Origin of the sequence: Nocardioides caeni (genome assembly GCF_004912195.1) — a bacterium.
In the GTDB taxonomy this organism is placed as follows: domain Bacteria; phylum Actinomycetota; class Actinomycetes; order Propionibacteriales; family Nocardioidaceae; genus Nocardioides; species Nocardioides caeni.
Window position 1 is genome coordinate 353,729 of sequence record NZ_STGW01000001.1, and the last position, 17,057, is coordinate 370,785.

17 protein-coding genes are annotated in these 17,057 nt (G+C 70.9%); 8 read left to right on the top strand and 9 right to left on the bottom strand.

The features are described 5' to 3' along the window. Positions 1-2: 2 nt before the first annotated feature. Both E9934_RS01765 and E9934_RS01770 read right to left on the bottom strand, forming a co-directional pair. Entirely contained in the window at positions 3-1,697 is a 1,695-nt protein-coding gene (locus E9934_RS01765; RefSeq protein ID WP_136561098.1) for an acetolactate synthase, read from the bottom strand. A gap of 66 nt (positions 1,698-1,763) precedes the next feature. Continuing rightward, positions 1,764-2,612, bottom strand: a complete 849-nt coding sequence (locus E9934_RS01770; protein ID WP_238694690.1) for a DUF2785 domain-containing protein — start codon at positions 2,610-2,612, stop codon at positions 1,764-1,766. A gap of 368 nt (positions 2,613-2,980) precedes the next feature. Here E9934_RS01770 and E9934_RS01775 point away from each other — a divergent pair, with 368 nt between their 5' ends. After that, positions 2,981-4,453 (top strand): sensor histidine kinase, encoded by a 1,473-nt coding sequence (locus tag E9934_RS01775; RefSeq protein WP_136561100.1) that lies wholly within the window; start codon positions 2,981-2,983, stop codon positions 4,451-4,453. 108 nt (positions 4,454-4,561) lie between these two features. On the opposite strand, the gene E9934_RS01780 is transcribed toward E9934_RS01775, so the two are convergent. Then, positions 4,562-4,816 carry a WhiB family transcriptional regulator gene (locus E9934_RS01780; RefSeq protein ID WP_028655649.1) on the bottom strand — a complete coding sequence of 85 codons (255 nt, stop codon included), beginning with the start codon at positions 4,814-4,816 and terminating at the stop codon, positions 4,562-4,564. A 188-nt stretch (positions 4,817-5,004) separates the two neighbouring features. On the opposite strand from E9934_RS01780, the gene E9934_RS01785 reads away from it, so the two are divergent. Further along, a complete protein-coding gene (locus tag E9934_RS01785; protein ID WP_136561101.1) occupies positions 5,005-5,415 on the top strand; it encodes a hypothetical protein in 411 nt (136 codons plus the stop codon). A gap of 29 nt (positions 5,416-5,444) precedes the next feature. Here the strand turns inward: E9934_RS01785 and E9934_RS01790 are convergent, their stop codons facing one another. The 4 genes from E9934_RS01790 to sodN all read right to left on the bottom strand — a co-directional run bounded on the left by E9934_RS01790 (position 5,445) and on the right by sodN (position 8,262). Next, positions 5,445-6,302, bottom strand: coding sequence for an RNA polymerase sigma factor SigF (locus E9934_RS01790; protein WP_136561102.1), 858 nt, complete (start codon positions 6,300-6,302; stop codon positions 5,445-5,447). Next, positions 6,299-6,718 (bottom strand): ATP-binding protein, encoded by a 420-nt coding sequence (locus E9934_RS01795; RefSeq protein WP_238694691.1) that lies wholly within the window; start codon positions 6,716-6,718, stop codon positions 6,299-6,301. The genes E9934_RS01790 and E9934_RS01795 overlap by 4 nt, the downstream gene beginning before the upstream one ends. A 102-nt stretch (positions 6,719-6,820) precedes the next feature. Continuing rightward, positions 6,821-7,549, bottom strand: coding sequence for a hypothetical protein (locus E9934_RS01800; RefSeq protein WP_136561103.1), 729 nt, complete (start codon positions 7,547-7,549; stop codon positions 6,821-6,823). 302 nt (positions 7,550-7,851) lie between these two features. Beyond that, entirely contained in the window at positions 7,852-8,262 is a 411-nt protein-coding gene (gene sodN, locus E9934_RS01805; protein WP_136561104.1) for a superoxide dismutase, Ni, read from the bottom strand. An 81-nt stretch (positions 8,263-8,343) separates the two neighbouring features. Between sodN and sodX the strand changes: the two genes are divergently transcribed. From sodX to E9934_RS01825, 4 genes are all read left to right on the top strand, one after another. Beyond that, positions 8,344-8,676, top strand: a complete 333-nt coding sequence (sodX, locus tag E9934_RS01810; protein ID WP_202977157.1) for a nickel-type superoxide dismutase maturation protease — start codon at positions 8,344-8,346, stop codon at positions 8,674-8,676. Positions 8,677-8,806: 130 nt separating this feature from the next. After that, positions 8,807-9,922 carry an NAD(P)-dependent malic enzyme gene (locus E9934_RS01815; RefSeq protein WP_136561480.1) on the top strand — a complete coding sequence of 372 codons (1,116 nt, stop codon included), beginning with the start codon at positions 8,807-8,809 and terminating at the stop codon, positions 9,920-9,922. Between the two features lie 93 nt (positions 9,923-10,015). Continuing rightward, positions 10,016-10,990 carry a zinc-binding dehydrogenase gene (locus tag E9934_RS01820; protein WP_136561105.1) on the top strand — a complete coding sequence of 325 codons (975 nt, stop codon included), beginning with the start codon at positions 10,016-10,018 and terminating at the stop codon, positions 10,988-10,990. A 212-nt stretch (positions 10,991-11,202) separates the two neighbouring features. Next, positions 11,203-12,696, top strand: a complete 1,494-nt coding sequence (locus E9934_RS01825) for an MDR family MFS transporter (RefSeq protein ID WP_136561106.1) — start codon at positions 11,203-11,205, stop codon at positions 12,694-12,696. A gap of 51 nt (positions 12,697-12,747) precedes the next feature. On the opposite strand, the gene E9934_RS01830 is transcribed toward E9934_RS01825, so the two are convergent. Further along, positions 12,748-13,815: an alpha/beta hydrolase gene (locus tag E9934_RS01830; RefSeq protein WP_136561107.1), complete on the bottom strand. Its 1,068-nt coding sequence runs from the start codon at positions 13,813-13,815 to the stop codon at positions 12,748-12,750. 75 nt (positions 13,816-13,890) lie between these two features. Next, the gene (locus E9934_RS01835; protein ID WP_136561108.1) at positions 13,891-14,514 is read right to left on the bottom strand and encodes a TetR family transcriptional regulator; all 624 of its coding nucleotides are present in this window, start codon (positions 14,512-14,514) and stop codon (positions 13,891-13,893) included. 129 nt (positions 14,515-14,643) lie between these two features. On the opposite strand from E9934_RS01835, the gene E9934_RS01840 reads away from it, so the two are divergent. Together E9934_RS01840 and E9934_RS01845 are read left to right on the top strand one after the other, a co-directional pair. Further along, the gene (locus tag E9934_RS01840) at positions 14,644-15,822 is read left to right on the top strand and encodes a ferredoxin reductase (RefSeq protein WP_136561109.1); all 1,179 of its coding nucleotides are present in this window, start codon (positions 14,644-14,646) and stop codon (positions 15,820-15,822) included. Between the two features lie 55 nt (positions 15,823-15,877). Next, positions 15,878-17,035, top strand: coding sequence for a fatty acid desaturase family protein (locus E9934_RS01845; RefSeq protein ID WP_136561110.1), 1,158 nt, complete (start codon positions 15,878-15,880; stop codon positions 17,033-17,035). The last annotated feature ends 22 nt before the right edge of the window (positions 17,036-17,057 follow it).

The following is a 17,057-nucleotide window of genomic DNA, read 5'->3' on the forward strand; positions in this document are numbered from 1 at the left end:
CCTCAGATGCCGAACGTCGAGCGCGGGTAGGGCGCGTCGACGTCGGTGATGACGTTGACGAGATAGGGGGCGCCGGCGGCGAAGCCACGATCCAGTGCGGCGCCGATCTGCCGGGGGTCGGCCACCGTCTCGCCCGCGCCGCCGAGGGCGCCGACGACCTGGTCGTACGCCGTGCGCTGCGCGAGGTCGGCAGCGACGTCGTAGCCGTAGAGCATCTGCATCGGCCCCTTCTCCAGGCCCCAGGCGGAGTTGTTGCCCATGACCATCACCACCGGCAGGTCGTGCCGCACGAGGGTGTCGACGTCCATCAGCGAGAAGCCGGCCGCGCCGTCGCCGAGGAGCAGCACGACCTGCGCCGACGGGCGCGCGATCCGCGCGGCGATCGCCGCACCCAGGCCGGCGCCGAGGCAGCCGTAGGGGCCGGGATCGAGCCAGCAGCCCGGGCGCTTCGGCTCGACGAACTTGCCGGCGAACGACACGAAGTCCCCGCCGTCGCCGATCACGACGGCGTCGTCGGCCAGTCGCGGCACCAGCTCGCCGTAGATCCGCGCGGGGTGGATCGGGTCCGCCTCGGCGCCGAGCAGCTCGGCATCACGGGCGCTGGCCTGGGCGACGGTGTCCTGGAGGCGGGACACCCAGGCGCTCCGGTCCGGCTGCCGGCGGCCGGAGAGGGCCACCAGCAGTCCGTCGAGGACGGTGGTGAGGTCACCGGAGACCGACGCCGCCAGGGCTGCGTGGCCCGAGACCTGGTCGGCGGAGTCGGCGACGTGGACGACCTGCGCGGGCGTCGTACCGTCCTGGCCGCCGAAGATCCCGTAGCCGAGCCGGAAGTCCAGCGGGGTGCCCACGACGACGACGAGGTCGGCGCCACCGAGCGCGGCGCCGCGCGCCTTGGTGACGAGCAGGGGATGGCCACCGGGGATCACGCCGCGGCCCATGCCGTTGGTGATGGCGGGCAGCCGCATCTCCTCGACGAGGCGGAGCGCGGCCTCCTCCGCGTGGTCGGCCCACACGTCGGTGCCGAGGACCAGCACGGGGCGCTCGGCGGCCGCGACCAGGTCGGCGATCCGGCCGACCGCATCGGAGTCCGGCGTCTCACCGGCGACGTCGCCGCCTGCCGTGCGGGGCCCGCTGCCGACATTGAAGAACTCGTCCATCGGCACGTCGACGTAGGTGGGCCCGCGGTGCGAGGAGCGCGCCAGGCGGAAGGCGGTGTCGAAGCCCGTGGCGACGTCATCGGCGGTCATCAGCGTCGCGGCGTGCTTGGTCACCGGCGCCACGATCGGCAGGTGGTCGATCTCCTGGAGCGCCCCGGTGCCCCAGCGGTTGTTGGGTGCCCGGCCGCCGACGACCACCATCGGTGACCCGGCGAAGCGCGCCTGGGCCATCGCGCTCACCCCGTTGGTGACGCCCGGCCCGGCCGTCAGCACCGCCAGCCCCGGCACCCGGGTCAGCTTGCCGGTCGCCTCGGCCGCGAACGCCGCCGTCTGCTCGTGGCGTACGTCGACCAGACGCACCGGTCGCTCGCTCTCGGCCGACTTCACCGCGCCGTCGTACATCGGGAACACGTGGGCCCCCGACAGCGTGAACATCGTGTCGACGCCGTGCGCCTGGGCGACCGCGACGGCGATCTCACCGGCGTGCCCACTGAGCGACCCGGGTGCCTCGGGACGGGTCGGGGGAGTGGTGGAGGTCACGCTGGCACCCTAGTGCGCCACTAGCCACCCCGTCCGCCCGACGGGAGGCTCAGCCTGGATCCACGCTCAGCGGTCGAGGAACTCCGGGTGGACGCGACGCAGGGAGGCGACGAGGGTCAGCAGCAGGTCGGGCCGCACCGCGGGGTGGTGCGGGGAGATCGTGAGCTGCAGATAGAGGGAGCGCAGCAGCGCCTGGGCGTTGCCGACCGTGAGGAACGGGTCGGTGCCGCGGCGGGAGCGTTGTCGCGCGCCGCTCTCGATGCGTGCCACCCATGGCTCGAGGATCGACAGCGGGACCCGGTCGCGGCGCAGGATCTCCAGCACGGCGTGGGCGATGCGGTCGGGCTCGCCATGGTGAAGCGGCGGCGTCGCGGGGTCGAGGACGCGGTCGGCGACGACGTCGAGGAGCACCGTGAGCTCGGTGGTGGTGAAGTGCGGGGAGCGGGCCAGTGCACCGATCGCGTCGGCCCCGTGGGCACCAGCGTGCGCCCAACCCTTGCCGGGGACGAACCCGCGCAGGTCGCGCTCCCGAACCCACCAGGCGGCGATCCGGTCACCCCACGCCAGGATCCGCGACGGCGGCTGGCGGCGTGCGCGGGTGTCGCGGTCGATGCACTCGGCCAGGACGAGCGCCGAGAAGCTGCGGCGGAAGACGGTGTCGGTGCCCTGCTCGCCGAGGCCGGTCTCGAGCCCGGCACACATGCCGTCGCCGAGCCCCGCGAGCAGGTCGTCGTAGACGCCGTGCTCGGTCCAGGTGGCCAGGAACGGATAGGCCAGACCGTCGCGGACGGCGGGGTCCGGGTCGCCGAGCATCCTGGTGAGCTGCGTGGTGAGGTCGGTGAGTCGATGCTCGTCCGGCGGGTTTCGCTCACCCTGCCGCAGTCGTTGCTGCAGGCGCGCCCAGTCGACCGACACCCTGTTCACCCTCCACGCGGCCAACTGCCCGAAATCCCCTGCGCCCCCATGCGGGAGGCCGCCGCACGGCGCTCCCGGGGCCATCTTGCCAAACGTCCTCAACCACCGGGACCCGGGCCTGTCACGTTGTCGTGTCGTGGACGTGTCGGGCCTCGACGCCACGGCTCCACCGCCACGCGGCGGCCGGTCGCTGGTGGCGCGTCCAGGAAGTTCTGGTGCGCTTCGCACACCCACGGCACGCACCTCGCGGCGTTGCCGACGCTTGCGAGACGACCCGGTATGGCTGCGCGCCGGCGCCTTGCGATGCGCGCACCGTGAGCATGCCAACCGTTCCACAACTTCCCGGACGCCCCACTAGGTTGGTGTGCGTGCCCACGTTGTCCGCCATCGTCCGGCGTCACACCGATCTCGACGATGCCGACCTGGCCTGGCTGCAGCTGCTGCAGGCCGACTGGCAGGTCATCGCCGACCTCTCGTTCGCCGACCTCGTCATGTGGCTGCCCGACCGGGACGGCGGCGGGTTCTGGGCAGGCGGGCAGATGCGCCCGACGACCGGGCCCACGGCGTACGTCGACGACATCGTGGGCACCTTCCTTCCGGTCGGGCGGCGCACGCTCGTGGACGCTGCCTGGGAGCTGGGCCGGATCGCGCGCGAGGGTGACCCGGAGTGGTGGGACGAGGTGCCGGTGCGGGTGGAGGCCATCCCGGTCCGGCGCGCCGGCCGCGTGATCGCGGTGATCAGCCGCAACACCAACCTGCTCGGCGTACGCACCCCGAGCCTGCTCGAGATCAACTACCTGCAGGCGGCATCCGACCTCACCGCGATGATCGCGGCGGGTGCGTTCCCCAGCCCTGCCCAGCGCAGCGACCACGCCGACTCACCGCGGGTCGGCGACGGGTTCGTCCGGGTCGACGCGGACGGCCGGGTCACCTTCGCGAGCCCGAACGGCCTCTCCGTCTTCCGCAAGCTCGGCCTGACCGGCGACCTGACCGGGCACCTCCTCGCCGACCTGACGCGCGAGCTCGTCCCGTCCAAGCGACGCCCCGACGAGGAGACGCTCAGTGCCGTCCTCGGCGGCCGGGCCCACCGCGACACCGAGCTCGGTGGCGGGCCGGGCGACGGGGTGTCCCTCATCGTCCGCGCGATCCCGCTGCGACCACGCGGGGAGCACATCGGCGCGATGATCCTGCTGCGCGACGTCACCGACCTGCGTCGTCGCGACCGGGAGCTGATCACCAAGGACGCCACGATCCGCGAGATCCATCACCGGGTGAAGAACAACCTCCAGACCGTCGCCGCGCTGCTCCGCCTCCAGGCGCGGCGGATCGACTCACCGGAGGCCGCCTCGGCGCTCGAGGAGGCCGTGCGACGCGTCGGCTCGATCGCGGTGGTGCACGAGACGCTCAGCCAGGCCGTCGAGGAGACGGTGGCCTTCGACGACATCGCCGACCGTCTGGCCCAACTCGTCACCGACGTCGGCTCCACCACCGCCCAGGTCCGGGTGCGTCGCGAGGGCAGCTTCGGCACGCTCGACTCCGAGATCGCCACGCCCCTGGCCATGGTGGTCATGGAGCTGATGCAGAACGCCGCCGAGCACGGCTTCGACGCCGGCGGGTCCGGCGAGATCGTGCTGCGGGCGGAGCGTCACGGCGCGATCCTCGACGTCGCGGTCGAGGACGACGGCCGCGGTCTGCCGGACGGCTTCGACCTGGACCAGGCCACCAGCCTCGGCCTGTCGATCGTGCGCACCCTCGTCGAGTCCGAGCTCGGCGGTCACCTGACCCTGGGGCGTGCGGCCGCGGGCGGGACCCGCGCCGGCATCAGCCTGCCAGTCGAATGAGTGACCACGAACTGTCGGCTTGCCGCCGTGCCAAGGTGCTGAGTGCCGGACTCGACGGCGGCGCGGCAGCGCGGCGGAGCGGAGCGACGACGCGCTCGCGCAGTTGAACTAGACAGGCTGGCGGACGCGGGCGCGAGCGTTGCGGCGCTTGAGTGCCCGTCGCTCGTCCTCGCTCAGGCCACCCCAGACACCGTGGTCCTGTCCCGCCTCGAGCGCCCACGCGAGGCACTGCTCGCGCACGTCGCAGCGTCGGCACACAGCCTTGGCCTCCTCGATCTGAAGGATCGCGGGGCCGGTGTTGCCGATCGGGAAGAACAGCTCCGGATCCTCGTCGAGGCATGCGGAACGGTGTCGCCAATCCATGGGTGGGAAAGCCCTCTTTCTTCGTGACGCAGGGTGCCCGGTGTCAGGGCACGCGTGAAACCGCAAAAGTGAACGGCTTCACGATCGCTTCCGCAAGGTTTCCAAGGAATCCTTCGCGAATCAAGCAATTCAGGTGGTCAGTTGGGTCACAACACTGCCAGAGCGAGCCTGTGCCTAGGGTGTGCCACGTGAACGACACGCCGGATCCGACCGTTGGACGGACCCCCTCGAACCCACCGCCGCTGACCGTCGCCGCGTCAGTGACGGCGGTGGAGGGCATCGTGCTGCTCATCCTCTCCGTGCTCGAGTTCGCCAGCATTTCGTCGGATCGGCGTGAGCTGGGGACCTCGGTGGCGGTGTTCTTCGCGATCTACGGCGTGGTGCTGCTGGCCGCCGCGTGGGGGCTGCACCGGGGGTCGGGGTGGGCACGCGGACCCGTGCTCCTCACCCAGCTCATCGTCCTCGGTCTGGCGTGGAACCTGAGGGACAACCTGGCGGTGGCCGGAGCGCTGGTGGTCTGTGCCGGCATCGCGCTCGCCGGCGTCATGCACCCCGACAGTGTCGCGGTCCTGGACCGCGACCCGACCCAGGACGACTAAGGCGGCCAGGCCGCCAGTCGATCGGGCGCTCAGCCCTCCTCGAGCGACTGCCGCAGCTGCTCGAGGGTCTTGGCCAGGAGTCGGGAGACGTGCATCTGGGACACGCCGATCTCCTCGGCGATCTGCGACTGGGTCATGTTCTTGAAGAAGCGCAGCAGGAGGATCTTCTTCTCCCGCGGCGGCAGCTGCTCGAGCAGTGGCTTGACCGACTCGCGGATCTCGACCTGCTCGAGCGACTCGTCGTCGATGCCGATGGCGTCGAGCATGCTCTGCCCGGCGCCGCCGTCGGAGTCGTCGTCGGTGGCGTCGAGGGACAGCGTGGAGTAGGCGTTGCTCGACTCCAGACCCTCGACGATCTCCTCCACCGAGCAGCCGATCGCCTCGGCGAGCTCGCGGGCGGTGGGGGAGCGGCCCAGTCGCTGGGTCAGCTCGGCGGTACTGGCGCTGATCTGCATGCGCAGCTCCTGGAGCCGCCGCGGCACCCGGATCGCCCAGCCCTTGTCGCGGAAGTAGCGCTTGATCTCGCCGATGATCGTCGGCGTCGCGTAGGTGGAGAACTCGACGCCACGCTCGGTGTCGAAGCGGTCGACCGACTTGATCAGGCCGATCGTGCCGACCTGCACCAGGTCCTCATAGGGCTCGCCGCGGTTGCGGAAGCGTCGCGCACAGTGCTCGACGAGGGGATGGTGCAGGAGCAGGAGCGCGTCGCGCGGCTCCTTGCTCGAGAGGTTCTGGAAGCGGTCGCTGGCCGCCAGCTCGTCCTCGATCGCTCCCCGCTGCTCGGCCCAGGCGTCCGGGTCGCGCAACTGGAGGAAGAAGACGGCGCTGAGGCGTCGGGTCTCCTCGACGGACGGCCGTCCGCCGCCCCGAGACAGGTCGGTGGTCATGACGAGAGCGACGTCCGGACGGTCAGGCGGACGGCGTAGCTCCCGGGGGAGCTGTCGATCACGGCATCCGCGGTCAGGGTCGCCAGCACCTGCCACCCGAAGTTCTCGTAGTCCGGGGCTGACGGAGCGGCAGCGGCGGCCTGGATCGAGAGGGACATGCCCGTCTCGCCGAGCTCGAACTCGCAGTCGAGGTCAGCACCCTCGTCGGCCTCGTCGAGCACCATCGCCGCTGCCTCGGACACCGCGATCCGGAGGTCCTCGATGTCGTCCATCGTGAAGTCGAGCCGGGCCGCGAGGCCGGCGCTCAGGGTGCGCAGCACCGAGACGTAGGCGCCGTCGGCGGGAAGCCTCAGCCCGACGGTGTCCGGGCCGCTGCTCGTCGTGCCGGACGTGGGAAGGCTGCTCGTCTCGGACATTCCGCTCCTGTCGAGGGCAGGGGATCTGGTCGGGACGAGCCTACGACAACGGCGGCCGCACTCCCTCGGGAGTGCGGCCGCCGTCGCGGGTGGATCCCAGGCTCAGCCGAGGAAGCCCAGCAGGTCGAGCAGGTCGTCGAGCTCCGAGCCGCCCAGCAGCGAGCCGAGGCCGAGGCCGTTCAGCAGCCCGGAGATCAGGTCGAGCAGGCCGAGGTCGTCGAGGACGGTCTCAATGACCTCGAGCAGGTCCTGCGGGTCGGGCGCGGTGCCGGTCGAGATCAGGTTGCACAGGGCCTGGGCCTCGGGCACCTGGGCGCAGAGCAGCGACAGCGGGTTGGCGGTCGTGCCGCCGGTGGGCAGCAGGGACGCGAGACCGTCGCAGATCGTCTGCGGGAGCCCGGCGTCGCACAGCGTCTGGATCGGGCTGGAGGTCGGCGAGGTGTCCGGGCCACCGTTGTTGCGGCAGTTGCTCAGGTTGCGCTTGGCGCGGACCACGCGGTTCTTGGAGACCCGGACGTCGCGACGCTCCGCGGCGACGCGGTTCTTGGCGCGGACGACCCGCGTGTGGGCGGCGCGCTTGGCCTTGCGGCCAGTCGCCTTCCGCTCGGCCCGCACGGCGTTGGCGTGGACGCGCTGGGCGCGACGCTGCTGGCTCACCTGGCGGTTGTAGTTGCGGCGGGCGACGGCCACGGCCGACGCCTGGTTGGTGCAGTCGCCGGCCTTTGCGGCAGGAGCGGCGGCGGGGGCGGCGCTGGACGCCGAGGCCGAGGTGAGGCCGAGCCCCAGGGCCAGGGCCAGGACGACGAGAATCTTGATGACGGCGCGATGCATCGCGGGGTGTCTCCCTCCGGGTTGGGTCGGCGGGGGGCACAGGTGTCCCGCCGCCAGTGGTCGGCCGGGCATCCAGGGGGTGCGCGCCCGGCGTACGACGGGACCTTCGGCCCGCCCGCGGGAAATCGAAGGAGCCGCCCACCGATCGGTGGACGGCTCCTTCGAACTCGAGACGTTGGTCCCGGGTCAGGCCTTCTTGGTGTGCGCTCGCTGCGCTCGCGCGACTCAGGCGCTCGCCGCAAGCCGTCGAACCCGCCCGAGTGCGGCCTTCGGCCGGTGGGGGCGGCCTCGACGGCTCGGGCTCACTTCTTCGTCTCCCAGAAGATCTCGGCGATCTCGTCGATCTTCGCGAGCAGCTGGTCGGCGACCGCGGCGTCCATCGTGCCCTTGGTGCCGGTGGCGCCCGCGAGCTTGGTGGCCTCGTTCACCAGCGTGTGCAGCTGGGGGTACTTCTCGAAGTGCGGGGGCTTGAAGTAGTCGGTCCACAGCACCCACAGGTGGTGCTTGACCAGCTCGGAGCGCTGCTCCTTGATGAGGACCGCGCGGGTGCGGAAGTCGGGGTCGTCGCTGTCGTTCGCCTTGGCGATGACGGCCTTGATGGACTCCGCCTCGATGCGAGCCTGGGCGGGGTCGTAGACACCGCAGGGCAGGTCGCAGTGGGCGGAGACCTCGACGGTGGGGGCGAGAAGGGCGTTGCGGAGACGCGAGAACATGAGGGTCCTCTCCTTCATATCGACGGTGTGTTCGGCGGGAACCAACCTTGGAAAAATCCTTGCCCTGCGACACTACTCGGCATGGAGGAGCCCGCAACGACCGGTCGCGAGTCGGGCCGCCGGATGGGTGTCGCGCTCGTGCGCGGCGAGTCGATGCGCCCGACCCTCGGGCCCGGTGACCGGCTCCTCGTCCTCTACGGCGTCGTGCCGCGCGCAGGACAGGTCGTGCTCGCCCGGTTCCCCGACGGCGTGCTGGTCATCAAGCGCGCCGAGGAACGTCGTACGACGGGCTGGTGGCTGCGGGGCGACAACCCCCATGCCGGCGTCGACTCCCGGCACCGCGGGGCGATCCCGGACGAGGACGTGGTCGGCGTCGTCCGGGCCAGGCTGTGGCCGCGCCCCCGGCTCCTGTGATCCTCGTCATCCGGACGGCCGCCCGGTCCGCCCGGCGCATGTGGGAGCATTGATCCTCGTGGCTGCTGATGTCCCTTCCTCCCACCCGCGTGCGGGCGAGCCGGTTTTCGACCTGCACCTCGGCGGCAAGATGGCCACCGTCGCCACCTCGGACGTGAGCACGAAGGACCAGCTCTCCCTCGCCTACACCCCTGGCGTCGCCGAGGTCTGCGAGGCCATCGCCGCCGACCCGACGATGTCGCGCCACTACACGTGGGTCCCCAACACCGTCGCGATCGTGACCGACGGCACCGCCGTGCTCGGCCTGGGCGACATCGGCCCGGACGCCGCCATGCCGGTGATGGAGGGCAAGGCCGTCCTCTTCAAGCAGTTCGGTGGCGTCGACGGCGTCCCGATCTGCCTCGCGACGACCGACGTCGAGGAGATCATCGAGACGGTCGTGCGCCTCGCGCCCAGCTTCGGCGGCATCAACCTGGAGGACATCTCGGCGCCGCGCTGCTTCGAGATCGAGGACCGTCTCAAGGCTGCCCTCGACATCCCCGTCTTCCACGACGACCAGCACGGTACGGCGGTCGTCACCCTCGCCGCGCTCGTCAACGCGCTGCGCCTGACCGGGCGCACGGCCGAGTCGACCCGGGTCGTCATCTCCGGCGCTGGCGCGGCCGGCGTCGCCATCGCGAAGATCCTCCTCGCCGCTGGGGTCAAGGACATCGCCGTGACCGACCGCAAGGGTGTCGTCTCCTCGGACCGCACCGACCTGACGCCGTCGAAGAAGGCGCTGGCGGAGCTGACGGCCGACCAGTGTGGTCGCCGCGGCACGCTCGCGGAGGCGTTCGACGGCGCCGACGTCTACATCGGCGTCTCGGGCGGCACCGTGCCCGAGGAGGTCGTGGCGACCATGGCGGAGGACGCCATCATCTTCGCGATGGCCAACCCCAACCCCGAGGTCCACCCCGACGTGGCGCACCGCCACGCGCGGATCGTCGCCACCGGCCGCTCCGACTTCCCCAACCAGATCAACAACGTGCTCGCCTTCCCCGGCATCTTCCGCGGCGCGTTCGACGTCCACGCCAGCGCGATCACGGAGTCGATGAAGGTCGCCGCCGCCGACGCCCTCGCCGCGCTCGTGGGCGACGACCTCGCGGAGGACTTCGTGATCCCCTCGCCGTTCGACCCGCGGGTCGGTCCGGCGGTGGCCGCAGCGGTCGCCGAGGCAGCTCGCCGCGACGGCGTCGCCCGCACCTGATCCCGGGCTCGAACCGGCACCGATCCCGCGCGCGACGCCGATCACGCTGGACGCGGCAGCGGCCGCACCCGGTCCCGGACTAGGGTCGGACCCGTGTTCGCTGTCTACGCCGACTCCTTCGCCAACTCCGCCTCCGACCCCCTGACCGGCCTCGTCGTCGGTGAGCGTCCCGACCCGGTCGTGCCCGAGGGGTGGACCACGGTCACCGTCAAGGCGGCCTCCCTCAACCACCACGACCTGTGGTCGCTGCGCGGCGTGGGCCTCAAGGCCGAGGCATTGCCGATGATCCTCGGCTGCGACGCGGCCGGCATCGACGCCGACGGCAACGAGGTCGTCGTCCACTCGGTCATCTCCGACCCCGACTGGCGAGGTGACGAGACACTGGACCCACGGCGCTCGCTGCTCTCCGAGCGCTTCCAGGGGACGCTGGCCGACCAGGTCGTCGTCCCGAAGGGCAACGTGATCCCCAAGCCGGCGTCGTTGTCCTTCGAGGAGGCCGCCTGCCTGCCGACCGCCTGGCTGACGGCCTATCGGATGCTGTTCGTCCAGGGTGACCTCAAGGCCGGCGAGACCGTGCTGGTCCAGGGCGCCGGCGGTGGCGTCGCCACCGCGCTGATCGCGCTGGCGCGGGCCGGGGGCCTGCGGGTGTTCGCCACCAGTCGTGACGAGGCCAAGCGGGCCAAGGCGCTCGAGCTCGGTGCCCACGAGGTCTTCGAGTCCGGCGCGCGACTCCCCGTCAAGGTCGACGCGGTGATGGAGACGGTCGGTCGGGCGACGTGGTCCCACTCGATCCGGGCGCTGCGGCCAGGAGGCAGGATCGTCATCTCGGGCACCACCTCGGGGCCCAACGTCGACGACGCCGAGCTCACCCGGATCTTCTTCCTGCAGCTGAGCGTGGTCGGGTCGACGATGGGCAGCCGTGCCGAGCTCGCCCACCTCGTCACCATGCTCGACGCCACGGGCCTGCGGCCCGTGATCGACCGGGTGCTGCCGATGACCGAGGCCCGCGCGGGCTTCGCCGCGATGGCCGAGGGCGACATCTTCGGCAAGGTCGTCTTCACCCGCTGAGGATTTAAACGATTGGCGGGAATGCCGCTGGGTCCGGGATCATTGTGGTCTCCACCGGCGTGTGCGGTTCACCGATGAGTTTTCCTCGCCGCCGGTGTCGAAACGAGGACGGTCTGTTCGTCGAACAGTTGAAGCGACGGCCCTCCCGTTCTGCACCACCGACAGTGGTCGGCCACCGCTGACCCCTGCCAGCCCTACCGAGAGGACCTCTCATGACTGCGCCCATCGAACCCGCCCCGCCGGTGGCGACCGGCGACCTCGCGGAGTTCGAGGAGGACCTTGCCTCACCTGCTGTGCCTGCTGGTCGTACGCCGCTCGTGATCAAGCTCCTCGTCGCCGCCACCTTCGTGGTGATCCTCAACGAGACCACCCTCGTCAATGCCGTGCCCCGCCTGATGGAGGACTTCCGGATCAGCGAGACCACGGCCCAGTGGTCCCTGACCGTCTTCATGCTGACGATGGCGGCGGTCATCCCGATCACGGGATGGTTCCTCCAGCGGGTCAGCACCCGCACGGCCTATGCGACGGCGATGTCGACGTTCGTCGCCGGCACTCTCGTGGCCGCGGTCGCGCCGACGTTCGGTGTCCTGCTCGTCGGCCGGGTCATCCAGGCCGGCGGCACTGCCGTGATGATGCCGCTGCTCATGACGACGCTGATGACGGTCGTCGCCACGGAGGACCGTGGTCGCGTCATGGGCCAGGTCACCCTCGCGATGTCCTGCGCGCCCGCCCTCGGTCCGGCGGTCTCCGGGATCCTGCTGCACTTCGGCTCGTGGCGGTTGATCTTCGTCGTGATGCTGCCGATCGCGGTCCTCGTCGGGCTGTTCGGCTTCCGGCAGCTGGAGAACGTCGGCGAGACCACCAAGAGCCCGGTGAGCTGGCTGAGCGTCGTGCTGGCCGCCGGTGGCTTCAGCACGTTCGTCTACGGCCTCAGCAAGGTCGGCAACGGTGCGTGGACGGAGCCGGCGCTGCTGATCGGCGGCGGTGTCGTGCTCGTCGCGGCGTTCGCGCTCTACCAGCTGCGCCTGCAGCGCTCGGACACCCCGCTGATGGACCTGCGGACCCTGAAGCACCGCAACTTCGCGGTGTCCCTCGTGCTGATGTCGGCCGGCTTCATGGCCTTCCTCGGCTCGATGCTCCTGCTGCCGCTCTACTTCCAGAACCTGCGGGGGCTCACCGAGCTGCAGACCGGCCTGCTCGTGATGCCGGGCGGCCTCGCCATGGGCCTGCTGGGCCCGCAGGTCGGCAAGGTCTACGACCGCATCGGCGCCCGCCCGCTCGTCATCCCGGGCTCGGTGGTGATGGTGGCGCTGCTGTTCGCCCTGAGCCGGATCGGCGCCGAGACGCCGTACGCCCTGCTCGTCGTGCTGCACGTCGCGCTGATGGCGAGCCTGGCGACGGTCTTCACGCCGGTCTTCACCATCGGCCTCGGTGACCTCGAGCCGCAACTCTACTCCCACGGCAGCTCGCTGCTGGGCACGCTGCAGCAGGTGGCTGGAGCCATCGGCACGGCGCTGCTGATCGTCATCATGACCAACCGCAGCGAGCACCTCGCCGAGCGCGGCAGCTCTGACGGAGAGGCGTTCATGGGGGGCCTGCAGTGGGCGTTCGCCGCCGGCGCGACGATCGGGCTCGTGGTGGTCGCGATGTCGCTGCTGCTGCCTCCGAAGGCCGACGCCCCGGCCGGCGCGCACGGCGGTCACTGACGGAGGACGCGTCGTCGGTCCCTCACGATCCGGTGAGGGACCGGCGGCCCTTCACTCAGCCAGGAAGGCGTCCATCAGCGGCCAGCTGAGCTCTGCCGCGCGCGGCCCGGCGACGAGGCCGAGGTGGCTGAGTCCGTCGGCCGCCGCATAGCGGGCGCCCGGCACGACGTCGACGCCGGCGCGCACGGCCGGTCCGTCGGCGATGTTGTCGGTCTCGCTGCCGATGAAGACCACCCGCGTGCGGATGTCCCCGAGGTGGACCGGTCGGCGTCGGCTCAGGTGGACGGTGCCGGAGGCCAGCTCGTTGCGGGCCATCAGTCGGGTGTGGATCTGGTGGTAGGCGCGGCCCGGATAGCCCGGCATGTCGCTGATGAAGCCGTCGATGGCTGCCGTGCGGGCCAGCGCCTCCTCATCGAGGATGTTGCGCGCGAGGTGGACGGCCTTGGTCAGCTCGCGCTTCGGCGCCATCGCGCGATAGCTCGCGCGGACGAGGTGGCGCGGCACGCCACCGAGGGCGGCGGTCGGCGCGGTCACCGCTCGGCTGCCGAGCACGCGGTCGGCGAGGATCAGGGGCTGCACGGCCGGGATCAGGCTGTAGTCGATCGGCGTCCCGAAGGCCGTCAGGGATGCGATCGGCAGGTCGGGGTGGGCGGCGGCCGTGAGGAGGCTGATCGTGCCGCCGAGTGACCAGCCGACCAGGTCGACGCCGTCGACGTCATCGGGGTTGCCGTGGTCGTCCAGGACCCGGTGGATCGCGGTGGGCAGGATGTCGTCCGCCCAGGTCTCGAAGCCCATCGCCCGGTCGGCGAACGTGATCCGGCCGGAGTCGAGGAGATAGGTCGCCCGGCCCGACGCCAGCAGGTGGGCGGCGGGGCTCTGCTGGGGACGCAGGTCGAAGCACCGGGGGGAGACGGCGAGCGGGGGGACGAGGAGGACCGGCCGTGGCGCGGTCGCCGAGGTGGCCCGGTCGTAACGGCTCAGGCGGCGGTGGGGCTCATCGTGCAGGACCGTCGCCGGCAGCCCGTCGTACTGCTCGACTCCGTCGCCGAGCGGCGAGATCGCCCAGGCGTTGCGGGCGGCCGTGGTCAGCGTGGAGAGGGCGGGGGCAGTGGTCGGCACCGCGCCATGGTGACGACTCACGCGGGGTGGCGTCCACCGAACGTGACCGACCTGACGGTCGACCGGGGTGGATCGTCAGTCGCTCGAGCGCCACTGCATGGCGCCGATGACCATCATCCGGAGCTGGGTCCGGGCAGCTGCGGCGATGCGCTGCTCGGCGGGGGAGCCGGGGCCGGCGGTGATGAGCCGCTCGGCGGTGCTGACCATCGAGTCGACGATCAGCGACGACAGGACGTGGAGGTCCTTCTCGGACCACTGGTCGGTGCCGGGGAGGTGGGCCAGGTCGATCGCGAGCTCACGCTCGGCGGTGCCGATGCCGGCGTTGATCGCTTCGCGGACCGGGGCCGGCCCGGCGAAGCGCTCGCGGGCGATGAACAGGTAGTGGGCATGGTGCGTGCGCACCTGGTGGACCAGGACGTCCACGGACCCGTCGATGATGGAGGCGAAGTCGGAGCCTGCCGTCTGCCGGAGCTCACGCAGCAGCGAGCGGAGCGAGTCGAGGGACTCCTCGACCAGCGCCAGACCGAGGTCGTCGATCGAGGGGAAGTGCCGGTAGAACGCGGTCGGCACGATGCCGACCTCCTTGGCCACCTGACGCAGCGAGAGCGCCACCAGCGCCGATTCCTGCGAGAGGGTCAGTGCGGCGTCGAGGATGGCGCGACGGGTGCGCTCCTTCTGCTCGACGCGTGACCCGGTCATGTACCCCATCCTACCGTCAGTGCACATGTGTGCACTGTCACGGCCTCCGGTCGTTGACCTGGCTGGGGGCGGCGCGTCAGAGTTTCGGTGTACGACCGTACACCCAAATCTTCCACCGAAGGAGGCGCGATGTCCGCGCTCATCTCCGATCCGGCGGCCGTCCCCACCCGCCCCTCGCCGGCCCGCACCGGCGGCCTGCTCGGCCCGCTGCTGCGCTCGAAGCTCGTGACCGCGCTCGCCAGCCCCCATGGTGTCGACACCTACCTCGAGCGGTTCAACCCGATGTGGGCCGCCCACGAGGTCCGCGCCCGGATCGTCTCCGTCCACCGCGAGACCGACGGCGACGCGCCGGTCGCGACACTGACGCTGCAGCCCACCTCGACCTGGCGCGGGCACCGCGCCGGCCAGCACGTCCTCGTCGGCGTCGAGATCCCCGGGATCGCGAAGCGGTTCACCCGCGCGTTCTCGATCTCGTCCGCCGCCTCGGGCCGGGGGGAGCGGTTCACGCTCACCATCCGGGCTCACGACGAGGGCCAGGTGTCGTCGTACCTCGTCCGTCAGGCGCAGGCCGGCCAGATCCTGCACCTGTCCCAGGCGCAGGGCGAGTTCACCCTCGTCGAGAGCCCGGCCACGCCGACGATCAGCCGGCTGGTGTTCATCACCGGCGGCTCGGGCATCACGCCCGCGATGTCGATGGTCCGCACCCTCCTGCGGGACGGGTACGACGGGCACGCCGGCCGCAAGGTCACGTTCCTGCACTTCGCGCGCAGCGCCGAGGACCAGATCTTCGCAACTGAGCTGGCCGAGATCGCCGCCGCCGACAACGGCGTCGACGTGCACCTGCGCCACGGCGACCAGGTGTTCAGCGAGTTCGAGCTGCGTCGCCTCGTGCCGGACTACAAGGAGACCGACACCTGGCTCTGCGGCCCGCCCGGTCTCGTGGAGCTCGTCAAGACGGCGTACGGCGACTCGACCCGCCTGCGCATGGAGTTCTTCAAGCCCGCTGTCGCCCGGGCCGCGGTTTCGACAGGCTCAACCACCGACGCTCCGGTCATCGAGGGAGACATCTCCTTCACCCGCTCCGGCAAGACCGCCGCTGCGTCCGGCGCCAGCCTGCTCGAGCAGGCCGAGGAGCTCGGACTGAAGCCGGAGTTCGGCTGCCGCATGGGCATCTGCTTCTCCTGCACGCGCACCAAGACCGCGGGCACCGTCCGCAACATCCTGACCGGCGAGGAGTCCGCGGTGCCGGACGAGGAGGTCCGCATCTGCGTGACCGCCGCCGCCGGTGACTGCCACATCGACCTGTGAGGTCTCGAGGCTCGCTGTGCTCGCACCTCAACCACCGAAGTCAAAGGAGCTGATCATGACTGAACTGCTGGACCAGCCGGCCGCTCCGGCCGCCGATGAGAAGTACCACGGCCTGACCCACGACGAGATCGACCAGCTCGGTGCCGAGCTGGACGCCCTGCGCCTGCGCATCCTCGCGGACCTCGGCGAGCCCGACGCGGAGTACCTGCGCAAGGTCGTCAAGGCCCAGCGCAGCTTCGAGATCGCCGGCCGCGCGCTGTTCTACCTGCCCGTCATCGGCTGGGTGCCGGCCGTCGCCGCCCTCTCCGTGTCGAAGATCCTCGACAACATGGAGATCGGCCACAACGTGATGCACGGCCAGTACGACTGGATGGGAGACCCGTCGTTCAACTCCCGGATGTTCGACTGGGACACGATGGCGCCGGCCGAGAACTGGAAGTACGGCCACAACTACATGCACCACACCTACACCAACGTGGTCGGCAAGGACCGCGACGTGGGCTACGGCATCCTGCGCATGGACCCGGAGCAGAAGTGGAACCCCTACTACCTGGGCAACCCGCTGTGGGCCTTCCTGCTGATGACCTTCTTCGAGTGGGGCGTCGCGCTCCACGACCTGGAGGCAGAGGAGGTCTTCGCGGGTCGCCGCCCCATGTTCGGCGGCGAGAACGCGCCGATCTGGCGCCGTATCCGCAAGAAGATGGGCAAGCAGGTCCTCAAGGACTACGTGCTCTTCCCGGCGTTGACCGGCCCGCTGTTCCTCAGCACCCTGGCCGGCAACGCGGTCGCCAACCTGGTCCGCAACGTCTGGACCTTCAACATCATCTTCTGCGGCCACTTCCCTGCCGGCGTCGCGTCCTTCTCGGTCGAGGAGACCGAGAACGAGTCGCGTGGCCAGTGGTACCTCCGCCAGATGCTCGGCTCGGCCAACATCACCGGAAGCAAGCTGATGCACGTGATGAGCGGCAACCTGTCGCACCAGATCGAGCACCACCTCTTCCCCGACATCCCGGCCCGTCGCTACCCGGAGATGGCCGTCGAGGTCCAGGAGATCTGCGAGCGCTACGGCCTGCCCTACAACAAGGGCCCGCTGCACAAGCAGCTCTTCAGCGTCTTCGCGAAGATCGTCCGGCTCTCCTTCCCGGGCGGCTCCCAGAAGGAGGCCCCGGTCCGCGGCCCACAGGCCGTGACCGAGGACTCGTTGGCAGCCTGAGCACTGACACGGGAGACTGTCC

Excerpts from the sequence above, each read along its gene's own strand:
- E9934_RS01780 (WP_028655649.1), bottom strand. The coding sequence starts at position 4,816 with ATGGATTGGCGACACCGTTCCGCATGCCTCGACGAGGATCCGGAGCTG.
- E9934_RS01790 (WP_136561102.1), bottom strand. The coding sequence starts at position 6,302 with ATGACCACCGACCTGTCTCGGGGCGGCGGACGGCCGTCCGTCGAGGAG.
- E9934_RS01795 (WP_238694691.1), bottom strand. The coding sequence starts at position 6,718 with ATGTCCGAGACGAGCAGCCTTCCCACGTCCGGCACGACGAGCAGCGGC.
- E9934_RS01800 (WP_136561103.1), bottom strand. The coding sequence starts at position 7,549 with ATGCATCGCGCCGTCATCAAGATTCTCGTCGTCCTGGCCCTGGCCCTG.
- sodN (WP_136561104.1), bottom strand. The coding sequence starts at position 8,262 with ATGTTCTCGCGTCTCCGCAACGCCCTTCTCGCCCCCACCGTCGAGGTC.
- sodX (WP_202977157.1), top strand. The coding sequence starts at position 8,344 with ATGGAGGAGCCCGCAACGACCGGTCGCGAGTCGGGCCGCCGGATGGGT.
- E9934_RS01815 (WP_136561480.1), top strand. The coding sequence starts at position 8,807 with ATGGCCACCGTCGCCACCTCGGACGTGAGCACGAAGGACCAGCTCTCC.
- E9934_RS01825 (WP_136561106.1), top strand. The coding sequence starts at position 11,203 with ATGACTGCGCCCATCGAACCCGCCCCGCCGGTGGCGACCGGCGACCTC.
- E9934_RS01835 (WP_136561108.1), bottom strand. The coding sequence starts at position 14,514 with ATGACCGGGTCACGCGTCGAGCAGAAGGAGCGCACCCGTCGCGCCATC.
- E9934_RS01840 (WP_136561109.1), top strand. The coding sequence starts at position 14,644 with ATGTCCGCGCTCATCTCCGATCCGGCGGCCGTCCCCACCCGCCCCTCG.
- E9934_RS01845 (WP_136561110.1), top strand. The coding sequence starts at position 15,878 with ATGACTGAACTGCTGGACCAGCCGGCCGCTCCGGCCGCCGATGAGAAG.